Annotated in this window: 17 protein-coding genes and 3 pseudogenes; 9 read left to right on the top strand and 11 right to left on the bottom strand. The window is 68.0% G+C overall.

Annotation, left to right across the window (positions count from 1 at the left end; translation table 11 throughout):
• Positions 1–212: 212 nt before the first annotated feature.
• Positions 213–317: pseudogene (locus OV427_RS50840) on the top strand (hypothetical protein); the annotation flags it as partial.
• Positions 318–349: 32 nt separating this feature from the next.
• On the opposite strand, the gene OV427_RS28180 reads toward OV427_RS50840, so the two are convergent.
• From OV427_RS28180 to OV427_RS28170, 3 genes are all read right to left on the bottom strand, one after another.
• Entirely contained in the window at positions 350–601 is a 252-nt protein-coding gene (locus OV427_RS28180) for a hypothetical protein (protein WP_267859278.1), read from the bottom strand.
• A 698-nt stretch (positions 602–1,299) separates the two neighbouring features.
• Entirely contained in the window at positions 1,300–1,548 is a 249-nt protein-coding gene (locus OV427_RS28175) for a hypothetical protein (RefSeq protein ID WP_267859277.1), read from the bottom strand.
• 44 nt (positions 1,549–1,592) lie between these two features.
• Positions 1,593–2,489, bottom strand: a complete 897-nt coding sequence (locus OV427_RS28170) for a hypothetical protein (RefSeq protein ID WP_267859276.1) — start codon at positions 2,487–2,489, stop codon at positions 1,593–1,595.
• A 108-nt stretch (positions 2,490–2,597) separates the two neighbouring features.
• Here OV427_RS28170 and OV427_RS28165 point away from each other — a divergent pair, with 108 nt between their 5' ends.
• The 4 genes from OV427_RS28165 to OV427_RS28150 all read left to right on the top strand — a co-directional run bounded on the left by OV427_RS28165 (position 2,598) and on the right by OV427_RS28150 (position 9,987).
• On the top strand, positions 2,598–5,915 hold the full coding sequence (locus tag OV427_RS28165; RefSeq protein WP_267859275.1) for an ELWxxDGT repeat protein: 3,318 nt from the start codon (positions 2,598–2,600) through the stop codon (positions 5,913–5,915).
• Positions 5,916–5,982: 67 nt separating this feature from the next.
• Positions 5,983–7,344 (top strand): hypothetical protein, encoded by a 1,362-nt coding sequence (locus OV427_RS28160; protein WP_267859274.1) that lies wholly within the window; start codon positions 5,983–5,985, stop codon positions 7,342–7,344.
• Between the two features lie 71 nt (positions 7,345–7,415).
• The gene (locus OV427_RS28155; RefSeq protein ID WP_267859273.1) at positions 7,416–8,429 is read left to right on the top strand and encodes a hypothetical protein; all 1,014 of its coding nucleotides are present in this window, start codon (positions 7,416–7,418) and stop codon (positions 8,427–8,429) included.
• Between the two features lie 31 nt (positions 8,430–8,460).
• On the top strand, positions 8,461–9,987 hold the full coding sequence (locus OV427_RS28150; RefSeq protein WP_267859272.1) for an amidase: 1,527 nt from the start codon (positions 8,461–8,463) through the stop codon (positions 9,985–9,987).
• A 130-nt stretch (positions 9,988–10,117) separates the two neighbouring features.
• On the opposite strand, the gene OV427_RS28145 is transcribed toward OV427_RS28150, so the two are convergent.
• The 3 genes and pseudogenes from OV427_RS28145 to OV427_RS28135 all read right to left on the bottom strand — a co-directional run bounded on the left by OV427_RS28145 (position 10,118) and on the right by OV427_RS28135 (position 13,336).
• Positions 10,118–10,711, bottom strand: coding sequence for a hypothetical protein (locus tag OV427_RS28145; RefSeq protein ID WP_267859271.1), 594 nt, complete (start codon positions 10,709–10,711; stop codon positions 10,118–10,120).
• A gap of 501 nt (positions 10,712–11,212) precedes the next feature.
• A pseudogene (locus tag OV427_RS28140) lies at positions 11,213–11,437 on the bottom strand (hydroxymethylglutaryl-CoA lyase); the annotation flags it as partial.
• Positions 11,438–11,950: 513 nt separating this feature from the next.
• On the bottom strand, positions 11,951–13,336 hold the full coding sequence (locus OV427_RS28135) for a hypothetical protein (protein WP_267859270.1): 1,386 nt from the start codon (positions 13,334–13,336) through the stop codon (positions 11,951–11,953).
• A 224-nt stretch (positions 13,337–13,560) separates the two neighbouring features.
• On the opposite strand from OV427_RS28135, the pseudogene OV427_RS28130 reads away from it, so the two are divergent.
• Positions 13,561–15,206, top strand: a pseudogene (locus tag OV427_RS28130) (ISL3 family transposase); the annotation flags it as partial.
• Positions 15,207–15,311: 105 nt separating this feature from the next.
• On the opposite strand, the gene OV427_RS28125 reads toward OV427_RS28130, so the two are convergent.
• Positions 15,312–16,835 carry a hypothetical protein gene (locus OV427_RS28125; protein WP_267859269.1) on the bottom strand — a complete coding sequence of 508 codons (1,524 nt, stop codon included), beginning with the start codon at positions 16,833–16,835 and terminating at the stop codon, positions 15,312–15,314.
• A 348-nt stretch (positions 16,836–17,183) separates the two neighbouring features.
• On the opposite strand from OV427_RS28125, the gene OV427_RS28120 reads away from it, so the two are divergent.
• Positions 17,184–17,702, top strand: coding sequence for a cupin domain-containing protein (locus OV427_RS28120; RefSeq protein ID WP_267859268.1), 519 nt, complete (start codon positions 17,184–17,186; stop codon positions 17,700–17,702).
• Positions 17,703–17,889: 187 nt separating this feature from the next.
• On the opposite strand, the gene OV427_RS28115 is transcribed toward OV427_RS28120, so the two are convergent.
• Complete coding sequence (locus tag OV427_RS28115; RefSeq protein WP_267859267.1) at positions 17,890–18,696, bottom strand: intradiol ring-cleavage dioxygenase; 807 nt, start codon at positions 18,694–18,696, stop codon at positions 17,890–17,892.
• Positions 18,697–19,041: 345 nt separating this feature from the next.
• Here OV427_RS28115 and OV427_RS28110 point away from each other — a divergent pair, with 345 nt between their 5' ends.
• Together OV427_RS28110 and OV427_RS28105 are read left to right on the top strand one after the other, a co-directional pair.
• Positions 19,042–20,367, top strand: coding sequence for a DUF418 domain-containing protein (locus OV427_RS28110; protein ID WP_267859266.1), 1,326 nt, complete (start codon positions 19,042–19,044; stop codon positions 20,365–20,367).
• Positions 20,368–20,865: 498 nt separating this feature from the next.
• Positions 20,866–22,914 (top strand): hypothetical protein, encoded by a 2,049-nt coding sequence (locus tag OV427_RS28105; RefSeq protein ID WP_267859265.1) that lies wholly within the window; start codon positions 20,866–20,868, stop codon positions 22,912–22,914.
• A 123-nt stretch (positions 22,915–23,037) separates the two neighbouring features.
• Here the strand turns inward: OV427_RS28105 and OV427_RS28100 are convergent, their stop codons facing one another.
• The 3 genes from OV427_RS28100 to OV427_RS28090 form a co-directional block, all read right to left on the bottom strand.
• On the bottom strand, positions 23,038–23,454 hold the full coding sequence (locus tag OV427_RS28100; RefSeq protein ID WP_267859264.1) for a DUF1036 domain-containing protein: 417 nt from the start codon (positions 23,452–23,454) through the stop codon (positions 23,038–23,040).
• 29 nt (positions 23,455–23,483) lie between these two features.
• Entirely contained in the window at positions 23,484–23,795 is a 312-nt protein-coding gene (locus OV427_RS28095) for a hypothetical protein (RefSeq protein ID WP_267859263.1), read from the bottom strand.
• 358 nt (positions 23,796–24,153) lie between these two features.
• Complete coding sequence (locus OV427_RS28090; RefSeq protein WP_267859262.1) at positions 24,154–24,849, bottom strand: RNA polymerase sigma factor; 696 nt, start codon at positions 24,847–24,849, stop codon at positions 24,154–24,156.
• Between the last annotated feature and the right edge of the window lie 90 nt (positions 24,850–24,939).

Here is a 24,939-nt window from a genome sequence, read left to right as displayed (position 1 = left end):
CAATCGGAGCGCGGCGACGCGGACCCCTGCGCCGGTCCCACGAGCTGACTCGATGAAATCGAGAGAACGGGCTCGGCCACGGGTGCCTACCCGCCGGGGATGGCAGGCGCTCCCTACCAGCCATGTCAGCCCCCTCCGGTAGAAGGGAATGGTGGAAGGAACATTACTTCCACGGGACGGCCGCCCCGGAAGGGGGCAGGAGGGGGTAGGGGATGGCGTTCGCGGAGCATTACCTCTCGGGGATGATGCAGAGCTCGGCGGAAGTGCTGGGCCGGCATGGCTACGAGCACGTGAAGGCCGAGGAGCTGGCCCGGTCCGTGGGGATGTCGGTGGGCAGCTTGTACCGGCGCTACGGCAGCAAGCAGCACTTCGCCCAGACGGTGCGGAGCTTCCACGAGGACACCTTCTGCCGGGAGGTGGACTGGGCCTTCTTCTGCAAGCACGGGGCGGACGGCGTCAGCTTCCGTGAGGCCTTCTTCACCTTCTGGAATGCGCTGACGCACTGGGCGCTGGGGCTGCCCGGCCCTTTCGCCTTCGCCTTCCTGCACCGGCACCCGGAAGTCGAAGGGCAGCCGGCGCCCGGCAGTGCGGCGCGGGCCATGGTGCGCGAGGTGCTCCTGAAGGGAGAGCAGGACGGGGCGCTGGTGCCCGGCTGCGCCAGGGTGGGCGAAGCCCTGGTGTGGGGCACGCTGACGGAGTGGGTGCGCGTGCTGGCGGAGAGAAACGAGGGGGTATACCGGGAGGACGTCCTCGCGTCGGCCGAGGCCCTCTGGCGCGCGTTGGCGAAGACGGAAGACCCCGGTGGCTCCCACAACAGGGGCGGCACTCCTCCCGACCACGCGCAGCCGGAGCCGCACGCACCGGACGAGGGCGCTGACGCGCCTCATGGGGACGGCCCTCCTCTTTCTGATGCAGCCCGGCCCGAGTCCTCGGCTCCTTCCATGCGCACGGCACCCAACGCGCCTACGCAGGGGGCGTTGCCATCAAATGGCCCACTCTCGTCGGGCGAGTTGGCTGTTGCTGCCTCGAGCCTCACGAAGGAGATGCCTGCGGCCGCCCCACGCTCGACGGTTGAGGAGAGTCTGTCCATCCCAGCGACGGTGACGAAATCGCCGCGCGCAGGACACAGCCACGGCCCGCCTCGCGCACCGTGGACTGTCTCCGGTGGCGGCCCGGGTTGTCGGCGGCGGCATCCCGCTCACCCGGCATCCGAGTCCCCGGCAGCCCTCGCACAGGCGTCCGGCTCGGACGGCGAGTGGCAAGCCGAGGCGGCCCCTTCATTCACCAGCGGCAGGATGGCTACACGCGGCTCGCCTGCTGGAGCCTTGTCCGGGCCTGGACGGACGTGGGCCGTCTCTTCCTGCGTCCTGACTCATAGAAGACGGTGCGCACACCCGCCGCGACATCGACGGAGATGTCCCTCGGCTTGCGGCCGCGCGCGGCCATCAGCACCGCATGGCAGCGCTCCGCCGGGCGCCGGTCCTGTGTCGAGCGAAACGTCTCCTCCAGCTCCGCTCGCGCCTGCTCGCTCAGTGTCAGCCCCGCCATACCTGGGTAACACCCAGGCCCCGCAGGGCTCTTCGCGCCCTGAATCAGACGAGGCGCTTCCAGCTCCCACCCCGGAACAGGAACAGGTCCTTCAGACCCATCGAGAAGAGCCCGTCCTCGGCACGGAGCAGGCGCACGCACGTGGACGGGCGGTCGTCGTCCACGAAGGCCGTCTCCGGCACGAGGCGGTGGCCATCCAGCTTCAGGATGCGGAAGTCGGTGGCGACACACACCGTGCCGTCGAAGGCCTGCACGTCCCGCAGGTTCTCCCGCCGGCCCGTCTCCAGCACCTCCCACGTGTCCAGGCGGCCTCGCAGCAGCACACCGTCGTCGCCAGTGACGTAGACCTTCCCATCCGCGGCACAGCAGACCGCGCTCAGGTGGGTGGAGACGGGACTCTCCAGCCTGCGCCACTGGTTGCCCCGCAGCAGCCACAGCTCTCCCTCCCAGCCCACCGCGTAGATTTCGTCGAGCGAAAAGCCCGCGAGGGCCTCGAACCCCACGATGCCCGTGTCGGGCAGCGGCTCCTTCGGGCTCATGGACGTCCAGCGGCCCGTGTCCTCCCGCCGAAAGACCTCCCTGCCCATGCCGCAGGCGAAGATGACGTCGTCGATGGCCGCGAGCGAGGTCAGGGAGAAGCGGACGCCTTCAATCCGGCCGGTCGTCTCTTCGACGGTCTGCGTGTTCACCTCCCAGAAGTCGCCACGGCCGCCGATGTAGAGCAGGGCCCGCATCTGGCCCTGGGGCTTGATGGTGGCGGCCGCGACCGCAGTCCAGCCGACGGACGTCCGGGATTTCGTCAGCTCGCCAGCGTCCAGGCAGAAGAAGGTGGAGTTCGTCACCCCCGTCTCCATCAGCTCGTCGAGGGCCTTCGCGAAGAAGCAGAGGTCGTGGAAGGGCGCGCAGCCGGACAGGAAGGTCGATACAGCGTGGTCCATCATGGCCGCGGATTCTCGCCGCGCTGGCGCCGGTCCGTACCACTTTAGTGGTACGGCCCTCGCGAGCCCGCTCCGCCATCCTCTTCCTTCGATTCCTGGAGGAGGAGCACCATGTCGGCAGTCTCGCGATGGCACACGGCGCCCGTGTTCGGGCTGATGTTCACCCTGGCCTGTGCCAGTCCACCCGGCGGTGACGAGGCGACACCGTCCGTCCGCACGCGCTCGAGCGCGCAGCCGCTGACGAGCCTCGGGCCCACCCTCACGTTCGACATCAACCGCTCGACGGAGTCCTCGGCGCCCAATGAGCTGCTCGTCGTGGGGGAGCGCGTCTTCTTCACGGCGGATGACGGGGTGACGGGCCGGGAGCTGTACGTGAGCGACGGGACGCCCGCGGGGACGGTGCGCGTCAAGGACCTCTTCCCCGGGCCCGCGAGCTCCACTCCCGGCGGACTGGCCCTGCTCGACGGACAGGTCTACTTCTTCGCGCGGAGCAGCACCTCACCCGGGTCCACGGTGGGCACCTGGGCCCTCTGGAAGACGGACGGGACGGAGGCCGGCACGACGAAGGTCATCGGGCTCAAGGGCGACTCCTGGCCCCGACAGCTCGCCCGCGGCGGCAACCGGCTCTACTTCGCCAACTTCGACGCGGACCATGGCGATGAGCTGTGGAAGACCGACGGGACGGAAGCAGGGACGGTGCGCGTGAAGGACATCCGCGAGGGCAATGACGGCTCCTTCCCGAACGCGTTCGTGGACGTGAATGGCGTCCTCTTCTTCTCCACGTTCCGGGGGGTGGACGACTCGCCGGAGCTGTGGCGGAGCGACGGCACGGAAGCCGGCACGGTGCGCGTCGCCGCGGGCATCCAGGGCTTCGATTTCGCCGGGGCTTCGCCCTTCGTGCTGCGCAGCGTGACGGGGCCGGATGGGACCTTCGATGAGCTATGGGGAGGAGACGGGACGGCGGCGGGCCTGACGCGCATCAAGCGCCTGTGGCCCGAAGACACCTTCTACTTCGTGTGGTCCACCACTGTCGGAGGCCGGTTCTTCTTCTACCGGAGCCTGGGCGAGCTCTGGACGAGCGATGGCACCGAAGCGGGCACTGTCCTCCTGAAGAAGATGAATGGCGGCCGGCTCTCCTCCACCCCGTCGTATGCCGCCGTGGGGGGCTGGCTGTACTTCGCCGTCGATGATGGCTCGCACGGACAGGAGCTGTGGGTGAGCGATGGCACCGTGGCGGGGACGCGCCTCTTCGCGGACCTCATGCCGGGGGCTGGCGGCTCGGAGCCGTCCGACTTCGTGAGCGTGGGCGGCGTGCTCTACTTCAGCGCCAGGGATGCCACGCGGGGCCGGGAGCTGTGGCGCACCCATGGCGTGGACCTGGCCCTCGTGCACGACATCGTCCCCGACGCCTACGACGCCGTGCCGCAGCGGACGGTCGCCACCGCCAGCGGACAGACGCTCTTCTTCCGCGCCAGCGACGGCGTGCACGGCCAGGAGCTGTGGAAGACGGACGGGACGTCGGAAGGCACCACCCTGACGAGGGACCTCGCCACCCGCCCCGCCGGCTCCGGCGTCACGGGCTTCGCACGACTGGGGACGCGGGCCTTCTTCGCCGCGGACGATGGACTCACCGGCCGGGAGCTGTGGGTGATGGACGGAACGCCCGGGGGCACGCGGCTCGTACGCGACTTCCTGCCAGGCGCTCAGGGCTCGAATCCCCGCCGCTTCACGGAGTACCAGGGCTCGCTCTTCTTCGTCGCGGACAACGAGCAGGGCACCCAGGACCTCTGGAAGACGGACGGTACCCCTGGGGGCACGATGCGGTTCGACGCCATCGGCTGGGCCTATTACATCCATGGCTTCACGGAGCTCGGTGGCTCGCTCCTGTTCCGGGTGGGCTACAGCGACTTCTGGAAGACCGACGGGACACAGGCAGGCACGGTCCGCTACAAGCGCACCGACGACACCCTCCGCAGCGCCGGAAACGACTCCGCATATGAGCCTCCCGCGAAGGTCGACGGCGTCCTCTACAGCCTGGCCTCCACGAAGGCCGAGGGCCTGGAGCTGTGGCGCACGGACGGCACGGCCAGCGGTACCTTCCTCCTCATGGACGCGCGGCCGGGAACCGCGGACACCCATGCCTGGAACCTGAGGAGCGCGAGCCGCTCGTTCTACTTCACCGCCTCGGAGCCGACGGGAGCGGAGGTCTGGCTCTGGAAGAGCGATGGCACCGGGGCAGGAACGGCGCGGGTCGCGCACATCGCCTCCGGCACCAACCAGGTCGAGGGGGACCAGCTCGCCATCCTGGGTGACGCGGCCATCTTCGAGAAACGCGTCAGCGGGGAGCGCGTCTCGCTGTGGAGGACGGATGGCACGCCCACGGGCACGGTGAAGCTCTACGAGGCGCCGACCGACGTGTACTACCCCGACTTCACGTCGCTCACGACGGTGGGCTCGCAGGTCTTCTTCGTCGCCGAGGGCCCCAACGGCCGGGAGCTGTGGCGAACGGACGGGACGCCCGAGGGCACGCGCGAGGTGAAGGACATCCGCCCCCCGCGCCAGGCAGGGCTGGAGCCGGGCACTCCGCCCACGGCGCTCACCGAGGTCGGCGGGCAGCTCTACTTCGCCATCGACGACGTCGAGGGCGGCGAGGAGCTGTGGAGGAGTGACGGCACGGCCGAGGGCACGGCGCGGGTGGTGGATTTGTCGTTGGGCTCGGGCAGCTCGCGCCCGCGCGCCTTCACCCCCTTCGGAGACGGCCTGCTCATCGTCTCCGACGGCGACAGCACCGGCGTCGAGCCGCGCCTCCTGGCACCCTCCTCGGTGACATGTCCCTTCCCTCCCCGGCAGGAGGCCACGAGCAGCGCAGGCGCCAGCGTTTCCTATGCACCGGCGCTCCTGGCGGACGGCGTCCCCACGTCCACGTCCATCCAGTACAGCCATCCGCCCGGGAGCGTCTTCCCTCTGGGGAGCACGACGGTGCAGGCCACCGCGGACGCCTCCGGCTTCCAGGTGCGGCACTGCGACTTCGTGGTCACCGTCTCGGACACCACGCCACCCTCGCTCCAGTGCCCGTCCGGCAAGGTGGTGGAGACATCCGACGACCAGGGCGCCGCGGTGCAGTACCCGCCGGCCACCGTGGCGGACAGCGTCTCCACGCCCGAGGTGACCTACAGCCTCCCGTCGGGCAGCCGGTTCACCTACGGGAGGACCCTGGTGGAGGTCACCGCGACGGATGCCGCGCACAACACCGCCACGTGCAGCTTCCCCATCACCGTCCAGACACGGGTGAGGCCACCTGGGACGGAGTCACCCCAGGAGAGCTCCGGGTGCGGCTGTGACACGGCGAGCCCCGCCGTGGCGTGGTGGCTGCTACTCCTGTTGATACCCACCGTGAGACGTCGAGTCCTCGCGCCGTCACGAGACTGATACATGGGCCCCGTGTGAGGCCGTCAGGTGGGTGTGCTAATGCGGGCCCTCCACCTGGAGACTCCACATGAAGCCACTTCGTCTCGCACTGGCCTGTCTGTTCGCCCTCGGGGCCACGGCCTGTAACGACACCCAGATGTCCGAGCCGGTCGAGGAGACCGGCACCACCACCGCCGCCGCCGCCGTCACGCGGCTCTACGCGACGGAGGGCAACAACGAGCTCAGCTTCGAGACGATGGGCACCTTCGAGACGCGCAACGGCGAGCGCGTCCTCGTCCTCCACGCCACGTCGAACCGCTACCTGGAGAGCGTGTTCAGCTTCGTCCCCGACGACATCTTCGGTGAGACGAGCATCATCAGCGAGCGCCGCCTCGAGGTGGTGCTGCGCGAGGGCTACGAGCTGAACACGGTGCTCTCCGGCCTGCCGCTCTTCATCTCCGTCAACACCTTCACGGGCTCGCCGGAGCGGTACTTCGCGCGCATCGTCATCGCCCCGCGCTTCTTCGACTTCCGCGGCTCCACCAGCATCTGGATCGACGAGGAGGTGGACCCCGTCTACGTCGTCCAGGGCAACAGCAACCTGCTCTACCGTGGCCACGCCTCGGTGCCTGGTTACACGGACTGGCTCACCGTCACGGCGCCCGACGGAATCCCCCAGGTCGACGGCCGGCCCTACTTCCGCCTCGACTGGACGTACACGAAGCTGCACGAGGCCATCGACCCGCACACCGTCCCGCTCACCTTCAGCGCGGGCAGCGACAACGGTGTGGCGTACCAGAAGACGGCGCGCCTCGTCGCGCGCGTGACGGAACTGTCGCTCACCGCCGGCGACCCGTACGAGGTGTGGCCGTCCCAGGAGTGCCCACCCGCCGTCTACACCTGCATCCACGCGAAGCCGACGGGCACGACGGACTTCTCCTCGTGCGGCACGTACCGCGAGGTGTCTCGCTGCATGTACGCCACCGTCTGCGACGTGACTCCGCCGCAGCCCCTGTCGCTCACCGGCATCGACGCCTCGTCGCTCGAGCCCGCGCGGGCGGCGTGGAACGCCGACTCCTCGCCCCTGGCGTGGAACACCCTGAACACCATCGAGGCGTACAGCACGCCGCAGTGCCCGGCCTCGCCCGTCAGCATCCAGGCGGTGATGGCGAAGCTCAACGCGGAGAGCCAGTCCCTGCCGCTCGCGGAGTACGGCACCTTCACCGACCGCGCCGGCCTGGCGCAGACGCACTTCTTCTCCGGGACGGACGGGGCCGCGCTGCTCTCCGCGATGGACTCGTACGCGGGTGGCGGCGCCATCCAGGCGTGGACGGCCGTGGACGAGGCGCCCTGCCACAACTGCCACGACTTCAATGACTACGCGGTGCTGTACTACCCGGCCAGCCGCAAGGTCATCGTGTTGCAGGGGAACCACGGCTACGACTCCTGAGACGTAACTCGGGGCACCGTGGAAGAATGCTTCCGCCGGGTGGGCGTGCCGTCCACCCGTCGGGAGCAACCATGTCGCTGTGGGGTTCACTGCGGAAGCACCTGTTCGGAGCGCCCCGGTCTTCCGGACGGGTGGACCGCTTCGAGGTGGAGCCCGGCGGCCTCGTGGTGCTGACGACGCGCCACACGCTCCAGGTGCAGGGAGCGCCCATCGCAGTTCGCTCGTATGTGACGCAGGGGCTGGCGGCACACGGGCAACTGGAGATGGTGTTCACGCTGAGGGACAACAGCGGCGTGGCGGAGGACGCCCTCCTCCGGAAGCTGGCCTCGCTCTTCTCCCGCTTCCGGCAACTGGCGGAGGAGGGCCGCACGGTGGACGTGGGCGACGTCACCATCTTCGGTGAGCACCGGCTGTTCCCGGGGATGCACGTGCTCTACACGCCGGCCTCGCCCATTCCCGGGCTGCCCGTGCCGTCCCGCGCGCTCTCGCTCCTGCTCATCACGGACAGCGAGCTGGAGTTGGTCCAGCGCTGCGGGCCCGCGCGGATGATGACGGCGCTCGGCAAGGCGTACAGCCACTATCCCTGTCCCTCGTGGTCGGACATCCACCGGCCCGAGCTGCCCGTGGCGGCGATGCTGGAGCAGAGCCTGCTGCCCCGGGTCAGCCACTCCCGCGTGTGGAGCGCGCGCGTGGTGAAGCAGGACGCGGACATCGTCCTGCGCATCGCCCCCGGGCAGCACCCGCAGTTCCGCCAGTTGTTCGAGCAGCTCCCCGAGGAGACGCAGCCCTTCGCGCTGCTCACCGGGATTGATGAGGTCGCGGACGGGTGTCTCGCCTGGGAGCCGGGACAGACGGGGCCGGTGGCCATCTCCCCGCCGGGAGGCCGGGGCGAGCGCATCAGCGGGTGCTTCCTCCTCGTGCTTCCGGGGATGGAGCAGGAAGAGGCGCGGCTGCACGAGGACGGCTTCATCTGGAGCCTCTCGGCGGCGTCCTCGAAGGCGCTGTGGACCGCGCTGTGCGAGGGCCAGGGGCTGGCGCTGCTCGTGGGTGGACACCGGCTGCGCGTGGAGTGGGCGGCGCCTTGAGGCCGGCTCCGGCTTCGGGCATGGAAGGCCCATGACGGAGCTGGTGTCGCTTGCCCGCCTCGATGGCATGGCCCAGGCGGAGCTGTGTGCGCGGGGAGAAGTCTCCGCGGAGGAGCTGTTCGACGCGTGCCTGGCGCGCATCGACGCGCTGAACCCGCTGCTGCGTGCCGTGGTCACCGTCGCTCGCGAGCGGCCCGGTGCGACGAAGCCGGGGCCGTTCTCCGGAGTGCCGTTCCTGGTCAAGGACGCGACGCCGTGGCCGGGGATGCGGTGGTCGATGGGCTCGCGGCTGTTCGCGAACAACGTCGTACCGCAGCAGACGCCCTATGGCCGGCGGCTCGAAGAGGCGGGGCTGGTGTGCGTCGGGAAGAGCGCGCTGTCGGAGTTCGGTCTGCTCGGCAGCACCGAGACGCTCCTGGAGGGCGTGACCCACAACCCGTGGGAGTTGTCCTGCTCGGCCACGGGGTCGTCCGGTGGCAGTGCGGCGGCCGTCGCGGCGGGGCTCGTGCCGCTCGCGCATGCCAATGACGGTGGTGGCTCCATCCGCATCCCCGCGTCGGCGTGCGGCGTCTTCGGATTCAAGCCGAGCCGGGGCCGCACGGTGCCCGCGGCCTTCGCCACGTCGGACTTCCTGGACATGACGAGCGACCACTGCATCAGCCGCTCGGTGCGGGACAGCGCGCTGTTCCTGTCGCTCACCGAGGACCGCTCGGCCACCGCGCCTGTCGGCTTCGTGCGCGAGCCGATTCGACGCAAGCTGCGCGTCGCCACGTGGACGCGGACGATGATGGGCGAGGAGCCGGAGCCCGCGGTGCGCCGGGCCTACGATGAGGCGGTAGTGCTGCTCACGGAGTTGGGCCACCACGTGGAGCCGATTGCGCCTCCCGCCTTCGACGGGCCCGCGCTTCGCGATGCGTTCTTCCTCGTCGCGGGTGCAGCCATCGCGGGCGTCGTCGAGACGATGGACAAGGTGCGGGACGTGCCCGTGCAGACCGATGAGCTGGAGCCGTTCACCTGGGAGCTGGTGGAGACGGTGCTCGCGTACGGTCCCGAGGCACTGCCCTCGTCGCGCGCGGCCTTCGCGAAGGCCGTACACGCATATGGCGAGGCGACGCGGGGGTACGACGTGGTGCTCACGCCGACGCTGGCCACCGAGCCGTGGCGCATCGGGCACCTGTCACCGGTGCTGAAACGTGAGGAGTTGCTGCGACGCACGGCGCGCTCCGTCGGGTACACGCCCATCCAGAACATCGCGAGCTGCCCGGCGATGTCCGTGCCTCTGTGTTTCCCGGAGAGTGGGCTCCCCATCGGCATGCACTTCGCCGGGGCACCGGGCGAGGACGCGCTGCTCCTCGGGCTCGCATACCAGCTCGAAGAGGCACGTCCGTGGAAGGACCGGTGGGCGCCGTACTCGATTCCCGCGCTCTTCTCGGGGCGCCCTCCCTTTAGTGAAGTTGCCCCGGAACCGGGGCAACTTCACCAGACAGTCAACCGGGAGACCGTGGGCGAGTACAAGAACCTGAAGGTCGGCCTGCGCTACAACATCACGGTGGACTGAGCCGTAAGCACTAGGTGGGAGGGAGCCCGCTCCCTCTCACCCGGGCGATCTGGGCTGTCGCGTCCAGGCTGCTGTTAGCGCGGTGCCGGGACGGGGCACGGCGAACACTTGCCTGGAGACGGCCTCCAGCCTACCGGATAGACCGCGTAGGCGGCGACTGTTGCATCGGCGGGCCCCCCAGAGAGCCCGGTTGCCGGGTGTTCGAGAGGGGGGTGTTCGGACCGGCGCCCCTGAAGACGCCGATGCCCATCTCATAGAGATCCCTCACCCAGTCTTCGTTCTCGGGAGCCCCAATCTTCGGCGCTGAGTTGTCGTATTCTTTTGCTTTCTTCTCACGCGCCTCGGGCGTGTAGCACACCCGGTCTCGGCTCTGCACAATGTCGCGAGCTGTGGCCAACCTCGCTGCTTCATTGGCGGCAGCCCGCGCCTTTGCAGGGTCGACATAGGACGGCGATAGGCACGGCATTCCAGGCACCGCAACGGCGGGAGTGAAGCTGCTCAAGCCGCAAGCAGCCCTGACTGCGGGCGAGCCCATCACAGCGGCGGCAGCCTTCTCAGCAGCAGCCTTCTCGGCAGCAGCCTTCTCGGCTGCAGCTTTCTCAGCTGTAGCCTTTGCGGCCTCTGCTGATCTCGCGGCCTCAGCCTCTCTGCTTGCGCTGGCGGCCGCACTCTCCGCCCCGCACCCGCTACTGGAACCGCAACCACCACCTCCGTCGATAGCCATAGGAGCCTCCTTGTGGAGGGGCACCGTAGTCGTCGCCTGCGGCGACTCCGTAGGGACCTGGGGTGCGTCCAAGTGTTGAGCCCCCGGGCGCTGTCATTGTCGCTGGGAACAGCATCTGGCGTTGCGGGCGGAGGCAGGCGTCCTGCGCCTCACGCTCGGAACCGCCTCTCTTGGGCGCTACACCACCGACAACCTCACCACGTAGCCCATGGCGAGGGCGTGAGCAGGAGCCGTGCCCTCTCAGTAGCCTGGGCACTGCCAGATGCCGATCACGCAACAGCACTGGACGACTTCCCTATACAGCCCATTACAGAGGCGCCGAGCAGTTGTGGAGTCGCATGCAGTGCCCACGAACAGTCAGCGCACCGCGAAGGCGCGCAGCGCCTCGGGGAACGGCAGCGAGCCCCTGCGCCGCCCTGCATTCAGCCGATGACGAATACCCGGACGCCCGACTCGAGTAGCTCGGGTTCGAGGCGGGCGCCTACCCGTAGTCCTCGGCGCTCAGGTCTGCGCGCGGCGGGAGGCCTTCTTCTCCCGCTCACCGAGCGCGGCCTGCAGGTACTTGCCGGCCAGCTTCCGGCCGATCATCTCCTGCGCGATCTCCCCGGCCTCGACCAGCTTCTCCAGGTTGATGCCCGTCTCCACGCCCATGCCGTGCAGCATGAACACGGCGTCCTCGGTGGCTAGGTTGCCCGCCGCGCCCGGCGCGTAGGGACAGCCACCCAGCGCATAAGAGGGATGGGGGCCCTGTTGAGGGGGAGAGAGGGTGCAGAGGGGCCGAGGAGGGCCGCTGACAGGCCCGCCCGAGCGATGCTCCCGGCCGGTGGACAGGCCGCGCAGCTCCCTTGGGGTACACGCCTGCCCCTGCCGCGCTCCCATCAGGTGCGTGGCAGGGGCCTGGGCCTGTTGGCTGTCTTGAGCCTCAACACCACGCTGCCTGGGGTCACCCCCTCGTGCCGGGGCCAACCTCGCACATGCCGTGGGCAAGCCTAGGTGCTCCAGAACCGCCCGCACCCCGGGGGGGCCCCATTCACGTACGCCAAGACCCGCCGCCTGCCTCCACACCTCACGCAAGCGAACACCTCGAAGTCGAACGTCCTCCTGAGCAACTCTGCCCAGTCCATTGCGGTGTCCTCTCCTTCATCCGCTCCTTCCTGGTCGCTGCCTCAAGCCCCGCGCTCGCCGCCTCCGCACCTGATTGAGGGAGCGGGAAGGCTGCGGAGCTGAGCAACTCCATGGCTACTCCTTCTGCAGCGCGCGGAGCCCCTTTCGATCCAAGCGAAGTTTGCTCCCACTTGGCAGCTCAAGTGAGGCTTCCGCAGAGGCTCCGAGGAGGGCGGAGGCCAACTGATCCGCTGGGTGAAGCGGAGCGGCTTCCTTCTGCACATCCGGCGTGAACAATCCGGCACTCAACCGCTCCACAAGGATGTTAGGAATCTCCGATCCCTTCTCTTCCTTCCACTCCATTGCCGTTTCGACCAGCCAGCTTGCTCGGTCGAGGTCGAGGCCTAACCGTTTTAGGCGAAACTCCTCGGATGAGTGTTGTTCGAGCCAGCGATTGCTCCACCGAATGTAGAATACAGCCGTACTGACGAGACCTGCTGTAAGGGCTGCCTGTTTCGCTCCCAAGGCAATCCACATAGCCACTGAAAACTGCGCGCCAGTCACGAGCAGGTAGATATTGGCTGCGGTCGAGGCAACTGCGGCCAGCAGGAAAAACGCCATCAGGCCGAGACTAGCGTGTGCAATGGGCTTCCGGAGATCGTTCGTGCCTGCTGTCAGCTTGAACTCTTGGGCGCTGGCCTGAAGTTCCTCCTTCTGCTCCTTTCGAATCTCCCGCCGAACGTGACGAGAGTCGCGATCATCGATTTCCGCTAAGCGTGCCTTGTGCGCCTTCTCACGCTCCTCTAATGCGCGCTCACGCTCCGCCGCCTGAGCGCGAAGCCGTTCGGACTCTACCTTGTGGTCGGCGTCGAGTTGGGCACGCCGCCCGTCGAACTCCTCCACGAGCCGAAGGCGCGTTTCGGCGATTGCCTGGGTAAGCTGTTCGGTCAGAGAGTATCCAAGCTGTTCGACCCGCTGCAGTTCGGCCTCGCGACGCTCCAGGACTCGAAGCGTCTCATCGCCCATGAAACTTTTCAGACCACCTCGGGTGTCTATGGGTGGAAAGTCCGCCTGCAGTCGAGCAATGAAGTTACTCATCGCGACTATGTGCTCGCGACCTGTGCCAAGAGGACCCAAATCAGCCAAGTTGACTCCGACCTGATCTAGGACCTGCTGCGGGTCTCGATGAACAACGACGCTGAGGGTCCGGCTCTGGAACGCCCCGTTGACGGTTAGCGACCGCAATGCCCCCCCTTCAACGGGCAGCACATCGCGAATAGTCTCACAAGTCTTGGCAGCTGCACCCGAAACTGACACGCTCGGGCCAGCCAGCACGGTCACGCTCGCCGAAGTCGGGGTAATGCCAGTTTCGGTGAGAACACTTAGAAGAGAGGAAAGAACCTTGCGGTCTGGCTGCCGTACCGCTGGATATTGGAAGTTGGCCCAAGACATTGAGGTGTCGACGATCGCTAGGGATGGGCGCACGAAGTGGCGCTTGGTACGGCACTCTAGCTGGAACAACCTGACTTGAGCAGTACCTCTCCCCCCGTACGCGGCTTGTGGCTGAGGCACGCGGCGCCCCCTGAGAGGGGGAGGGGCTTGCCTGCCGTTGGTCGCGAGCAAGGGCTCCAGGCGCGGTACACGGGGCTCGCCCCGATTTCGTGGCTCTCCCGCACTTAATGTGGTTCGCGAACGAAGAAGCAGGCAGGGCCGGCAGGATGCCGCCGCAGCGAGTACTACTGGGAATGAAAGAGCTGTACTCGATTCCTGGCTGTCGGGTGGAGCGCGTGACACGTAGGCGCCAAGCGGCAGCCGTCGTCGTGGCCCGTCCAGAGGGTCAGGGCGCGCGATGCCCCTCCTGCAAAACGCTCAGCGACACGCCGCACGGTAACTACGTCCGGCGCCCGGACGACCTGCCCGCTGCCGGGAGTTCCGTTCAGCTTCACCTGTGGGTGCGCCGCTTCTCCTGTCAAAACACGAAGTGTACGCGTCATATCTTCGCAGAGCGCCTACCCCGTCTGCTGGCACCACGTGCCCGGCGCACGCGTCGTCTCGCCACGGCGCAGCGCGCGGTGGGCATGACGGCTGGAGCGGAAGCTGGAGCCAGACTTCTCACTCCGCTCGCCATGCTGACGAGTCCCGACACGCTCCTGCGCCTGATGCACCGCGCCCCGCTCCCCCACCGACAAAGCCTCGGGTGCTCGAGGTGGATGACTGGGCCCTCCGTAAAGGCCGCACCTACGGGTCCATCCTCGTCGACTTGGAGGCACACCGCGTCGTCGGCTTGCTGCCCGACCGCTCGGCACCGACTGTCATTGCCTGGCTACGCCGGCACCGAGGCGTCAAAATCATCGCCAGAGACCGCTCGACTGAGTACGCACGCGCGGCGGCCCTCGGTGCTCCCGGTGCCCAGCAGGTCGCGGACCGCTAGCACCTGCTGCTCAATAGGCGGCAGATGGAGGAGCGCTGGCAGACGACAACTCACGCGCGCCTGCGGACATTGCCCGGAGTCGCGAGTACGCAGTCCTCCCCCCGTCTGCCGTCACGCGAGCTTCCCACGTACTCGCAGCGAGGAGTGCGCCGGGGAGGAGAGCGGGGGTCGCCGAGTCGCCGCATACGAGGAGGTATTGCGCCGGCGCCTGGCCGGAGAGCAGCTGCTGAGAATCAGCCGAACCCTGAGGCTCGCGCGAGCGACGGTGCGCAAGTATGCCTGCGCGGAAGCCTTTCCAGAGCGTGCGGCTCGAGTCCCCGGTCCGAGCATCCTCGACCCGTTTCTGGAGTACCTCGCGCAGAGGCACGCCGCTGGCTGCGAGAACGCGCTCACCCTCTGGCGGGAGATTCGCCAAGGGCTTTCGCGGTACCTAGCGACAGGTCCATCGCCGGCTCCAGACGCTCCCGCTCGGCCCCAGTACCCTCAACGCCCCACTCGCGCCGCGGCAACGCCCCGAGAGTGAAGGCCCCGCGCCCACCGGAGAGCCTCCCCTCGCCGAAGCAACTGGCCTTGCTCTGCCTCCAGCCGCAGTCCGCGCTCTCCCCGAGCGAGGCCGCCACGCTGGCGCGCATCGAACAGGACGAAGAGGCTTCACGCATTGTTGGGCTGGCACGTCGCTTCAGTGAGCTGGTGCACGAGTAGGGCGTCACGCGCGATTCCGAGCCGGCCACGTCCTGCGCCACTTTTGAGCAGTGGCTGAGCGAGGCACGCACATGCGGCGTGCGCGCGGTGGAAACCTTTGCGTCCGGGCTTGAGCAGGATGGCAGTGCCGTCCGGGCCGCGCTGACCACGCCCTGGAGCAACGCGCAATCCGAAGGGCAGAAAGCGAAGCTCAAGCTTCTCAAACGTCAGATGTGCGGACGGGCCAGCTTCGACCTGCTGCGTCGTCGGGCGCTGCTCGCCACCTGCGCCGATGCTTCACATAAAGTGCGGGAGAGCCGCTTCCGCGTCCCACCCGCCGCGACGGGGCACGGCGAACACCCACCCTGATGATGAGCGCGCCCGCTACGGCGCGGCAGGCGCCGTGGGGGAGAGGGCGCGGTCGCTCAGCGCCCACTGGAAGTCCAGCAGCAGCAGGCTCTGGAAGATGGGGTCCGTCGGCTTCAGGAGCGTGAGCAGGCCCGGGTCGCCAGCGCTCAGTTGGTATTGCGCGGAGGGGCTCATGCCCAGCCCCCCGCGCGGCCAGGCGGCGCGCTGGTGGCAGTTGCGGCAGTTCGTCTCCACCGGGTGGCTGACCAGCTCGATGTACGGATTGAAGTGGGCGGGAAGCTGCGAGGGCGCCCCGAGGTAGGGAATACCGTACTCACTGACCATCAGGTAGTTGCGCCACGTCGGCGGCACCTGCGGGATGCTGGGACGGTCGCTCGCGTACGGCCCCGAGTCCGCGTCGTCGTGCCACCAGAAGGTCTGCATGGTCCACTTGGGCATCTCCTTGGTGAGGATGTGCGTGGCGAGGGAGACCACGGCGTCACCGGCCTGGAACTCGCGGCCATAGGCCCACCACGCGGACGCGTCGAGGATGGCGCGGTCCTGCGGACTCAGCGCCTCCAGGGCCTCCTTCGAGAAGGTCTGGTGGAAGAAGTCCGTGAGCGGGACGACCTTCGCGTCCTTGAACTGGATGGGCTCGAGCGGAGCTCCGTTCGCGTCCAACACCCCGTAGAGGAAGGAGACATCCGTGGTTCCGCCGGGAGGCACCGGGCAGCCCGGGGTCGACACGGCCACGGCGCGGGTCCACGCCGTCGTGTTGTTCTCATAGCCCATGTACGTCGAGGGCGTGGGCGGCGTGGGGTTGTCCCAGACCGGCAGGGCGCCGCATGCATCACCGGGCACCGGCCAGTACATGTGCTTGAGCACGACGGAGTGGATGGGAAAGGGGAAGACCTCCTTCGTCTGGCCCTTCGGCGGCATCAGGCCCGTGAGGACGGAGCCCTTGTAGAACGGCGGATTGCCCGTCCCGTTGTTGCCGCGAAGCCAGGTGAACGCGGCCTCGTTGTAGATGACGCCGGCAATCATGATGTCGCCGTTGTTCTGGAAGGTGAGGCCGTCGGCGAGCTGGTAGAGCGAGCCGGGCGAGCCCGGGCACCCGGAGAGGCCGTACTTCGTGCACACGTCCTTCGGCACCGGGTACTGCGGCCCCGGCAGGAACACCGGAACATTGTCCTTGTTCGCCTGAATCAGCGAGCGCGCGCGGTGTGGGCTCGCGTCCTGCGGGGTGGCCTGGGGCGGCGGAGCGTAGGCCTCCGTCGACGTGTGCCAGCTCCGCCAGAGGGACAGGCCCTCCTTGCCGGGGGCGTTGATGCCGGCGAAGAGATTCCAGCCGTGCTGGCGGATGAATTTCTCGTTCCGCGTGGCCACCGCCTGCTCCAGCACCTGGGCCGGCAGCGGGTAGTCGAAACCAGGGGGGATGGGAGGCGCCACGCTCAACGCGTCCGACGTGCTCTGCTCGGTGGACGGAGACTGCGCTCCGGGGTCTTCCTTGCAGCCCGCGACAGCCAGTACCACGGTGAAGGCCAGGGCTCTGTAGCGCATGCGTGTCTCCCCACGAAAGCGGGCCCACGGCCCGAATCGCCATTCGACTGCAACAGCAAGCGATATACCAGCCACGGGGCACCGTGCCGGCTTGGAGCTCAACACCACGCGCTCTGGGGAGGCCCCCGCGCAGCAGCCCGCTGCGCAGGCCGAGAGGGCAGTCCCAGGTGCTCCAGATTGGCGCGCAACAGCCACCATCCCTGTCCCTCGTGGGTACACGCCCCTCCTTCTAGCTCCCGGCCATCCTGGGGCCCGAGCGTTCTCGCGCCTGCCGCGTGCCGTGCGGCCCTCTCAATCACCATCCATCCTGGGAGGTGCGCCATGAGCATTCCGACCCATGTACGAAGAATGAGACCGGTCCTTGCCGCAGCCGCGCTGCTGGGAGTGGGAGGCACCACCCTGGCCCACGCCGCCTCGCCTGACGCACGCGCGGTCTCTCAGCACATCATGGTGAAGCCGGATGACGTGCGCTGGGGGCCGCCGCCGGTCGCATTACCGCCGGGCGCGCAGATGGCGGTCATCGAGGGTGACCCCAAGGCCGCGGGGAAGCTGTTCACCATGCGGTTCAAGTTCCCGGCCGGCTACCGCATCCCGCCACACTTCCACCCGGCGGACGAGCACGTCACCGTCCTCTCCGGCGAGCTCTTCATGGGGATGGGCGAGAAGCTCGACACGTCCAACGCCCAGGCGCTCCCGCCCGGCAGCTTCGCCGTGATGCCGGCCACCGTGCGCCACTACGCGTTCGCCCGTCAGCCGACGATGGTCCAGATTCATGCGGTGGGGCCGTGGGGCATCACCTACGTCAACCCGGAGGATGACCCACGCAATGCCGCCACGGGTGGCGCGGGGACGCAGGAGCAGCCCTGAACCTCCGAGGCTCCGTGGCGCCACGGGACGTGGTCACCGTGGAGCCGTCGGCCCTCGGGACGTTCCTGAAGGAGCGCTACAAGGTCGAGTTCAAGCTGCTCGGTTTGCTGTTCGACATGCTCTGAAACCGGGGCTCAGTCACTGGAATGACGGGGCCGCCGCCACGGGCCTCGCGGCGGCCCCGGCTCTACCGGTTGACGGCGATGGGGACGTTGAGCGTCGCCAGGTAGCCACTGGTGGTGTTGCCCGTGACGCTCGCGAGCTGGGACGTCCAGCCGTCGCGGAACACGTTGTCGGTGGAGAGGCTGATTCGCGACAGGTTGGTGACGCTCGTGGAGTAGCCGGTGGTGGCGTACACCGCATCACAGGTGGCCTTGGGGAGGGCGAGCTGCGAGGTGGCAAGCTTGTTCGCCGCCGACGTCGCGGACGCGAGGCTCGGGTAGATTTCGAAGTGGATGTGCGGCCAGCGCCCCGAGTAGCAGCCGGGGAAGATGGTGGTGAACGTCACCTGTCCCTGTGCATTCGTCGCCTGCACGCCGCGCAGGTAGTTCTGGTTCGTCACGCCAGAGGAGTAGAGCGAGTAGCTGCCCTCGCGGTCGCACTGCCAGATGTAGATGGCGTACCCGGTGAGCGCCGCGCAGCTTCCCGCGGAGTTGATGAGCGTGAGGGTGACGGTCAGCGGAATCCCCCCCGCGGTCCCCGTGTAGGGGCCCACGCTGGAGCGGATGTCGCTCCGGACGATGCCCGACTGCGTGAGGACGTTGGGGCCGTTGGAGCCGTCTCCCGGATAGGGCCCCGCCGTCTCCGTCGGAATCGTGGTGCAGGAGGCGAAGTCCTGCGTGAGGCCCAGGCCGTTCGTGGATTCCTCGCCGCCGCAGCCCACGAGAGGCAGCAGGCTCGCGCCCACGGCGAGGCGCAGGAGCGTCCTGCGCTCCATGGCCGTGTGGATGAGCTTCAGGTCCTGCTGCAGGCCGCCATCGTCATGCTCGTGCATCGTAGGTCCTCTCCCGCCCCGCTCGGGGGTCCATGGGGGAGAGGAGATTCAGCCCGGCAAACCTTACGAAAACCTTAAGACTAGAAATAACAGTATATCAAGAACTCCACCATCTCAGCAGCTCCGCGAAAGTCCATACGCGGCGTCCTCTCCCTCATCGGCTCCTTCCGGGCCGCTGCCTGGGGCGCAACCCTCGCCTCCTCCACTCCCGCTTGGGGAACCGCCGGGAAGACTCGTCGCCGGGAATGACGCCCGTGTCCGGGACGCGGGCAGCGCCGTTCGCGTGACGCGCGCCCACGGGGAATACGGGCAGGCGGGCTCACGTTGCCCCCACCCTCTCCGAGCATGACCCCTGCCCCTTCCGAGGTCTCGGCCCCCAGCTCCGAGGCTCGTCCCGTGGACTCCAGCGAGCGACTGGCGCTCCTTGACACGCTGCGCGGCTTCGCCCTGTGCGGCGTGTTCATCTCCAATGTGATGGTGTGGTTCAGCGGCAGGGTGTTCCTGCCGCGAGAGCAGTTCCTCACGGCGATGAACAACGCGTCGCTCGCCGACACCGTCACCTGGCAGGCGTTCTCGCTACTGGTGGCCGGGAAGTTCATCACCCTCTTCTCGTTCCTCTTCGGCCTCGGCTTCGCGGTGCAGATGGGCCGCGCCGAGGCGCGAGGGGCCTCCATCACGCCGCTCTATGTCCGGCGGTTGGGGGTGATGCTGGTGATGGGGCTCGCCCACCTGTTCCTCATCTGGTACGGCGACATCCTCAGCACATACGCGGTGCTGGGATTCGGCCTGCTCCTGTTCCGGGGGCGCTCGGACCGAACGCTGCTCATCAGCGCCCTGCTGTTCGCCCTGGGGTGGTCCTTCGTCGGCGTGGTCATCCTCAAGTTCCCACAGTTGATGGCGGACACGCCGGAGGCCAGCGCGGCCATCGCCAAGGCGGCCACCGAGAAATCCGAGGCCATCAGGACGCAGACGCTGGCGGCCTTCACGAGCGGGAGCTGGCCGGACGTGACGAAGGCGACCGGCAGCTTCTTCTTCCGCGACTACCTGCCGCTGCTTCTCGCCATCACGCTCTCGACGTTTGGCCGGTTCTTGCTGGGCCTGCTGGCGGGGCGGCGCCGCATCTTCCACGACGTACCCCAGCACCTGCGGCTGTTCCGCCGGCTCCTCGGGTGGGGGCTCGTGGCCGGGGTGATTGGCAGCGCCAGCGGACTGGTGCTGCAGCAGCTCATGCTGAAGAAGGTCTTCACCCCGGAGACGCTGCCGACGTGGGTGCCCTTCGCCACCGCGCCGCTGAGGCACCTGGGCGAGCTGGGCTTCGCGGCCGTCTACGTGTCCGGCATCACCCTGCTCTTCCAGCGGGCCACCTGGCAGCGGGTGCTGGGCCTGCTCGCGCCGGTGGGGCGCATGGCGCTGACGAACTACCTGTCACAGTCAATCATCAGCGTGCTGTTCTTCTACGGGTACGGACTGGGCTTCATCACGAAGGTGGGCCCCGCGGCGTGCGTGGCGTACTGCCTGGCCGTCTTCTCCGTCCAGGTGGTGTGGAGCCACCTGTGGCTGTCGAGGTTCCGCTTCGGCCCCGCGGAGTGGGTGTGGCGGTCGCTGACGTATGAAAAGGCCCAGCCGATGCGCCGTGATGACGCCTCGGGCCAGCGCACGGTGCCGGCGTAGCGCGAAGGCGGGGCCCGGATGCGGAAGGCCCGACCTACGCATGCGGGCCTTGAAGGTGAAGCCTTGCATTCTCCGGTTTCCGGTTGAAAGGGGACGGCACCCGGCGAACATTGCCCTGGCCCCGCGGTGCCGTGCCATGTCTGGGGTTGAACGGAGTCAGGATGCACTAGCCGTCAAATGAGGCCCCTCCCTGTGGCGTGTCTGACTTTGACTCAGCGTGTGAGGGCGAGGTCCCGCTTCCGCCCTGATCTGCCATTCATAGGGTGCACGCCGGCCATCCGGGAAGGATGGCTTCACCACGGGGCGTGCATGTCTCAAAAGCGCAGGGATGCAACGGGCGGGAAGCGCGGGTCGGTGTGGCTGCTGGGCGCCATGCTGGCTGTCAGTGGATGTTCCAAGGCATCTTCGTCCGACGAGGCGTCGGGAGGACCCACCACCCGGTCCGAAGCGCGGGCCGAGGGGGGAAGCACGACCTCCAAGGTCAGCGAACTGCCCGCGGTGACAGGCCTTTCGACCGCCACGGTCTTCGCCCAGCGACTGGCGCAGGCCACGCCCCTGGAGGAGACGACGGCCATCCACGTGAAGCTGGCGCCTCCCGCCAACAAAGAGCTGGAGAGCAGCCTCGTGCGCGTCGTGGGCGACCCGAAGGACCCCGTGGTCCTGTTCAGCTCCGACGCCCTGGCCCAGCTGGGCCGGATTCCCAAGAGCCCGGGCCCGGGGTTCTTCACCCTGTTCTCGTCGCTGAAGGACTCGGAGCTGGACCGCCGGACGAACAGCGAGAAGGAAGTGGCGGAAGGCAAGTTCGGCGAGGTCACCAAGGAGACCATCCTGTTCAACGGGCGCCACCCGGCCGCCCGCTTCGAGGGCCTCTCGCTGGATGCCCGGGCCTTCCGGGGTGGCGGCATGGTGCCCATCGCCGGCTGTCCGGCGCTGCCCGCCACCAGCCAGAACGTCTGGGACAAGGCGCTGCTCATCCGCGACCCGGCCGTCGTGCAGAATCCGGCGCGCACGTGGGACCCCTGCACCGGCGCGGGTACGCAGGGCGGCAAGTGGACCTTCTCGCACCTCATCAAGGAGATGGCGCAGGACTCGGGCACCACGGCCGAGGACTTCGTCATGAAGTGGCTGTCCAATTGGCTCAATGACTACACGGTCAACGGCGACCTCGTGCAGGCCCGCCAGAACATGTTCAGCGAGGTCATCCAGCCCTGGGCCACCGCCAGCGGGCAGGTGGCCTCGCTCGTGTTCAACACCTCCACGAACAAGTGGCAGGTGTCCATCACCGGCCCGCTGAACCTGGACATCGCGCCCTTCCGGCTCCTGGCCATCGTCAACCGCATCGACCTGGCCGGCAGCTCGGGCGGCTACGGCGGGTCCTCCACCGCGGGCGAGCTGCGCTTCGTGTTCGGCATGACGAAGCCCACGAACTGGGGCGCCGGCACGGAGGCGACGTGCAACCTCAAGCTCTTCACCACCATCCTCGAGTACGGCGTGCCCCGCACGGGCTGCCAGCAGGTCATCGACTGGGCCCGGGACTGGGCGCAGCTGGGCACCCACACCAGCTTCGACGCGACCTACCTCGCGAAGCTCGAGTCGATGACCGAGAGCGTCGTCCTGCACGGCAGCGCCCCGTCCAAGGGCAACAAGAACGCCCTCAACCAGCTGCGCACCAATGAGATCTCCCTGGTGCTGGGCGGCTCGAATCCCCTGTGGGAGCTGCGCGAGTTCCAGCTGGCGGACGAGAACCTCACCGACACCGCCCCCGACGCGCGCACCAACGGGCTTTTGCGGCCGCATACGGTGGCGCTGACGCCGAGTGACGCTGGCAACCACGACCCCGACATCGATCCGGACGTCAACCAGTTCGTGCTGACCGACGTCAAGGCCGGGGTCAAGCTGCCAGTGTTTGTGCCGACCGCGTGCGTCTCCAGCTTCAAGGCGCCCCACAAAATCAATGGCAACTTCTTCCTGGGCGGCAGCGCGCTGGTGAACCCGCCCACCCACTGGGAGGCCTTCGGCGTGAACCCGGGCGACGCCCAGGAGGTCTGCGCGCGCAAGGAATTCTCCGGCAACACCTGCAACGGCTGCCACCGCGGGGACACCGCCCTGGACGGTACCAACGGCAACAACAACTTCACGCACATCAGCCCCACGTCGGGCATCCCGGCGACGCCGTCGAAGTTCCTGACGGGCGGAGGCGTCAACTTCATGTTCAGCGTCCCGGACACCCAGTTTGGCGCCGGGCTGACGTCGTGGCCGTTCGCGGACCTGCTGCGCCGCCACCAGCGGCTCTATGACATCGCCACCTGCACCACCTGCAGTCCCTTCTTCGCTTTCGACGTGGCCTTCCTGGCTCGGATGGAGCAGGTCGCGGGGGTGGTGCCCTTCGACGGGCTCGCCAGCACGGAGAAGCCGACGTTCAAGATCGGCCCCATCAGCGACATGGAGAAGGTGCAGCAGTTGCTGGAGCTGCGCTCCGAGTTCGCGAAGGAGCCCCGGGACCTGCCGCTCAGCTTCCTGCGGCCGCCGGAGGTCTTCGTCCACTGACCTGACGACGTGAGTTGTCGCGGAAGCACCTCGACGTACTACGACTTCTACCTGCTCCGGACGCAATGAGCCGGAGCGGCCGTCGGTGGGCGAGGTGCTGCCCACCGACGGCTTGACGGAAGGTCAGGGGTTGAAGGTCAGCGTGTAGTTCGACGCGCCGCCGGTGTTGAGCTCCCGCCAGCCCAGGTTGCGGGAGTTGGTGTTGCAGGTGTTGTCACACCAGTTGAAGGCGCTCCACGGGGTGCACGTGAAGAAGGGGCCCGCCCAGGTAAGCCCTCCGCCCTCGGCGTAGTAGTAAGAGAGGGTGTTGGTGATGGCGGGGCCATAGACAATCTTGCACTGCCCTGGCGCCAGCTCCCACCAGCCCGCCTTGCTCCAACTGCTGCCATCCTCGGCAACGCAACCGGGGTTGTACCAGGAATAGGCGGTCCAGATGGTGACGCTGGTTCCATTGCAGAACTGCACCCAGGCGTGGGCCGGCCAGGCAATACCGAGCCCAGCGGCCACCGTGACTGCCCTCGCAAGCTTTCTCGTCGTCATGGGGTCTCCTCAATCTCGGACGGGGTGCACTACTTGAGGAGGCGCCGCATGGCGCCGGGAGCCTGGGTTTCGGAAGACGCGGAGGGACTCGCCCGCTCCGCGCCCGCGGAGACGGAGAGCTGCGTCGTCGTCGAGGGGTCGACCACGTACCGCACCGGAACCGCCGTCACGGGCGCCGACGTGGCCGTCGCGGCCAATTCCTGTGCAGAGGGCATGTCCCGGGCGGGCGAAGCCTGGACATGGGGAGGCGGCTGCGCCGGCGAATCGTCCTGCGGAGTGTTTCCACATCCCATGGCAACGGCCAGCAGACCGAAGCACATGCAGGTCACATTCATTTTCATGGCAATGCCTCCTTGGAAACCGCACGTCTGGGATTAGCCTCAAAGTCTACGATTCACCAGGAGACTGGGGCGATTTTGACCCGGGATGGCAATTCCTGTCGGGCTTTCAACAATTCCAGCGGCGAACCCGACGGGCGGCCCGCGTCCCCCTGCGGAGCCGCTCGAGCTCCTGGACAATGTGCTGGGCGTCCATGGCGACTCGAAGAGGACGACCATGGTCCCCTCGGCAACCTGGGTATTCAACGAGGCGATGTCCGGCGTGTGCCTGACCCCGCAGCTCAAGCCTGCCTCCACACCTCCCGCAGGCATCCCCCCTTTCCGCATTCGTTCCAGCTGACAGAGGCCTCCGCCACCTGCCTCAGCGCCGGCCCGCTCCAATGCGAGCGAGCACGGCGGCCACCACCCGGTCACAACGAGGCGCCTGGAAGGTGAACGCCTCCTCGAGCTGGCCGTCGAGCCGGGCCTCCATCCGCTCGCGGACGAGCGCCTTGGCCCGGTGCAGCCGCGTCTTCACCACGTCCTCGCTGACCGACAGCACCTCGGCGGTCTCCGCCGTGGACAGCTTCTCTATCTCACGGAGCATGAAGACGGTGCGGTGGATGTCCGGCAGCTCGTCGAGCGTCAGTTCCAGGAGCCGCGCCAGCTCGCGGCCGAAGGCGCGCCGCTCCGGGTCGGGCTCGTTGCGCTCCAGCAGCTTCATGTCTCCCTCCTGGATGCCATCACCCCCGCCGCCGAGGACGACCCGCCGGCCGCGGTGCCGCAGACGCTGCAGTGCCTCGTTCACCGCGATGCGGATGAGCCACGTCGAAAACCGCGAGCCACCCTCGAACTGCGCCAGGTGGGTGAACGCCTGGACGTAGGCCTGCTGCATCGCGTCCTCGACCTCGGCCTCGTCCTGGAGGAGGGAGCGCACCGCGCGGTACACGCGCTGGTTGTGCCGCCGCATCAGCACTTCGAACAGCGCCGTCTCCCCCTGACGCACGCGCAGGGCGACCTCCTCGTCAGAGGGCGGACCTGCCCCTGGCGCCTCGTCTGCATGCTTCCCCGGTTTCATACCCATTGGATGCCGTAGCAGGTGGAAGGGTGACAGCCTTCCGCGCTGTCACCCCGGCCCTCCTTCGCGACTCTGATGGAAGAACCCGCA

Source organism: Pyxidicoccus sp. MSG2, assembly GCF_026626705.1.
In the GTDB taxonomy this organism is placed as follows: domain Bacteria; phylum Myxococcota; class Myxococcia; order Myxococcales; family Myxococcaceae; genus Myxococcus.
This window is presented reverse-complemented; position numbering and strand designations above follow the sequence as displayed.

Coding starts and splice junctions, on each gene's coding strand:
- OV427_RS28180 (WP_267859278.1), bottom strand. CDS start 601: ATGGCCCGCGCCGCACTGCCGGGCGCCGGCTGCCCTTCGACTTCCGGG.
- OV427_RS28175 (WP_267859277.1), bottom strand. CDS start 1,548: ATGGCGGGGCTGACACTGAGCGAGCAGGCGCGAGCGGAGCTGGAGGAG.
- OV427_RS28170 (WP_267859276.1), bottom strand. CDS start 2,489: ATGATGGACCACGCTGTATCGACCTTCCTGTCCGGCTGCGCGCCCTTC.
- OV427_RS28165 (WP_267859275.1), top strand. CDS start 2,598: ATGTCGGCAGTCTCGCGATGGCACACGGCGCCCGTGTTCGGGCTGATG.
- OV427_RS28160 (WP_267859274.1), top strand. CDS start 5,983: ATGAAGCCACTTCGTCTCGCACTGGCCTGTCTGTTCGCCCTCGGGGCC.
- OV427_RS28155 (WP_267859273.1), top strand. CDS start 7,416: ATGTCGCTGTGGGGTTCACTGCGGAAGCACCTGTTCGGAGCGCCCCGG.
- OV427_RS28150 (WP_267859272.1), top strand. CDS start 8,461: ATGACGGAGCTGGTGTCGCTTGCCCGCCTCGATGGCATGGCCCAGGCG.
- OV427_RS28145 (WP_267859271.1), bottom strand. CDS start 10,711: ATGGCTATCGACGGAGGTGGTGGTTGCGGTTCCAGTAGCGGGTGCGGG.
- OV427_RS28125 (WP_267859269.1), bottom strand. CDS start 16,835: ATGCGCTACAGAGCCCTGGCCTTCACCGTGGTACTGGCTGTCGCGGGC.
- OV427_RS28120 (WP_267859268.1), top strand. CDS start 17,184: ATGAGACCGGTCCTTGCCGCAGCCGCGCTGCTGGGAGTGGGAGGCACC.
- OV427_RS28115 (WP_267859267.1), bottom strand. CDS start 18,696: ATGCACGAGCATGACGATGGCGGCCTGCAGCAGGACCTGAAGCTCATC.
- OV427_RS28110 (WP_267859266.1), top strand. CDS start 19,042: ATGACCCCTGCCCCTTCCGAGGTCTCGGCCCCCAGCTCCGAGGCTCGT.
- OV427_RS28100 (WP_267859264.1), bottom strand. CDS start 23,454: ATGACGACGAGAAAGCTTGCGAGGGCAGTCACGGTGGCCGCTGGGCTC.
- OV427_RS28095 (WP_267859263.1), bottom strand. CDS start 23,795: ATGAAAATGAATGTGACCTGCATGTGCTTCGGTCTGCTGGCCGTTGCC.
- OV427_RS28090 (WP_267859262.1), bottom strand. CDS start 24,849: ATGAAACCGGGGAAGCATGCAGACGAGGCGCCAGGGGCAGGTCCGCCC.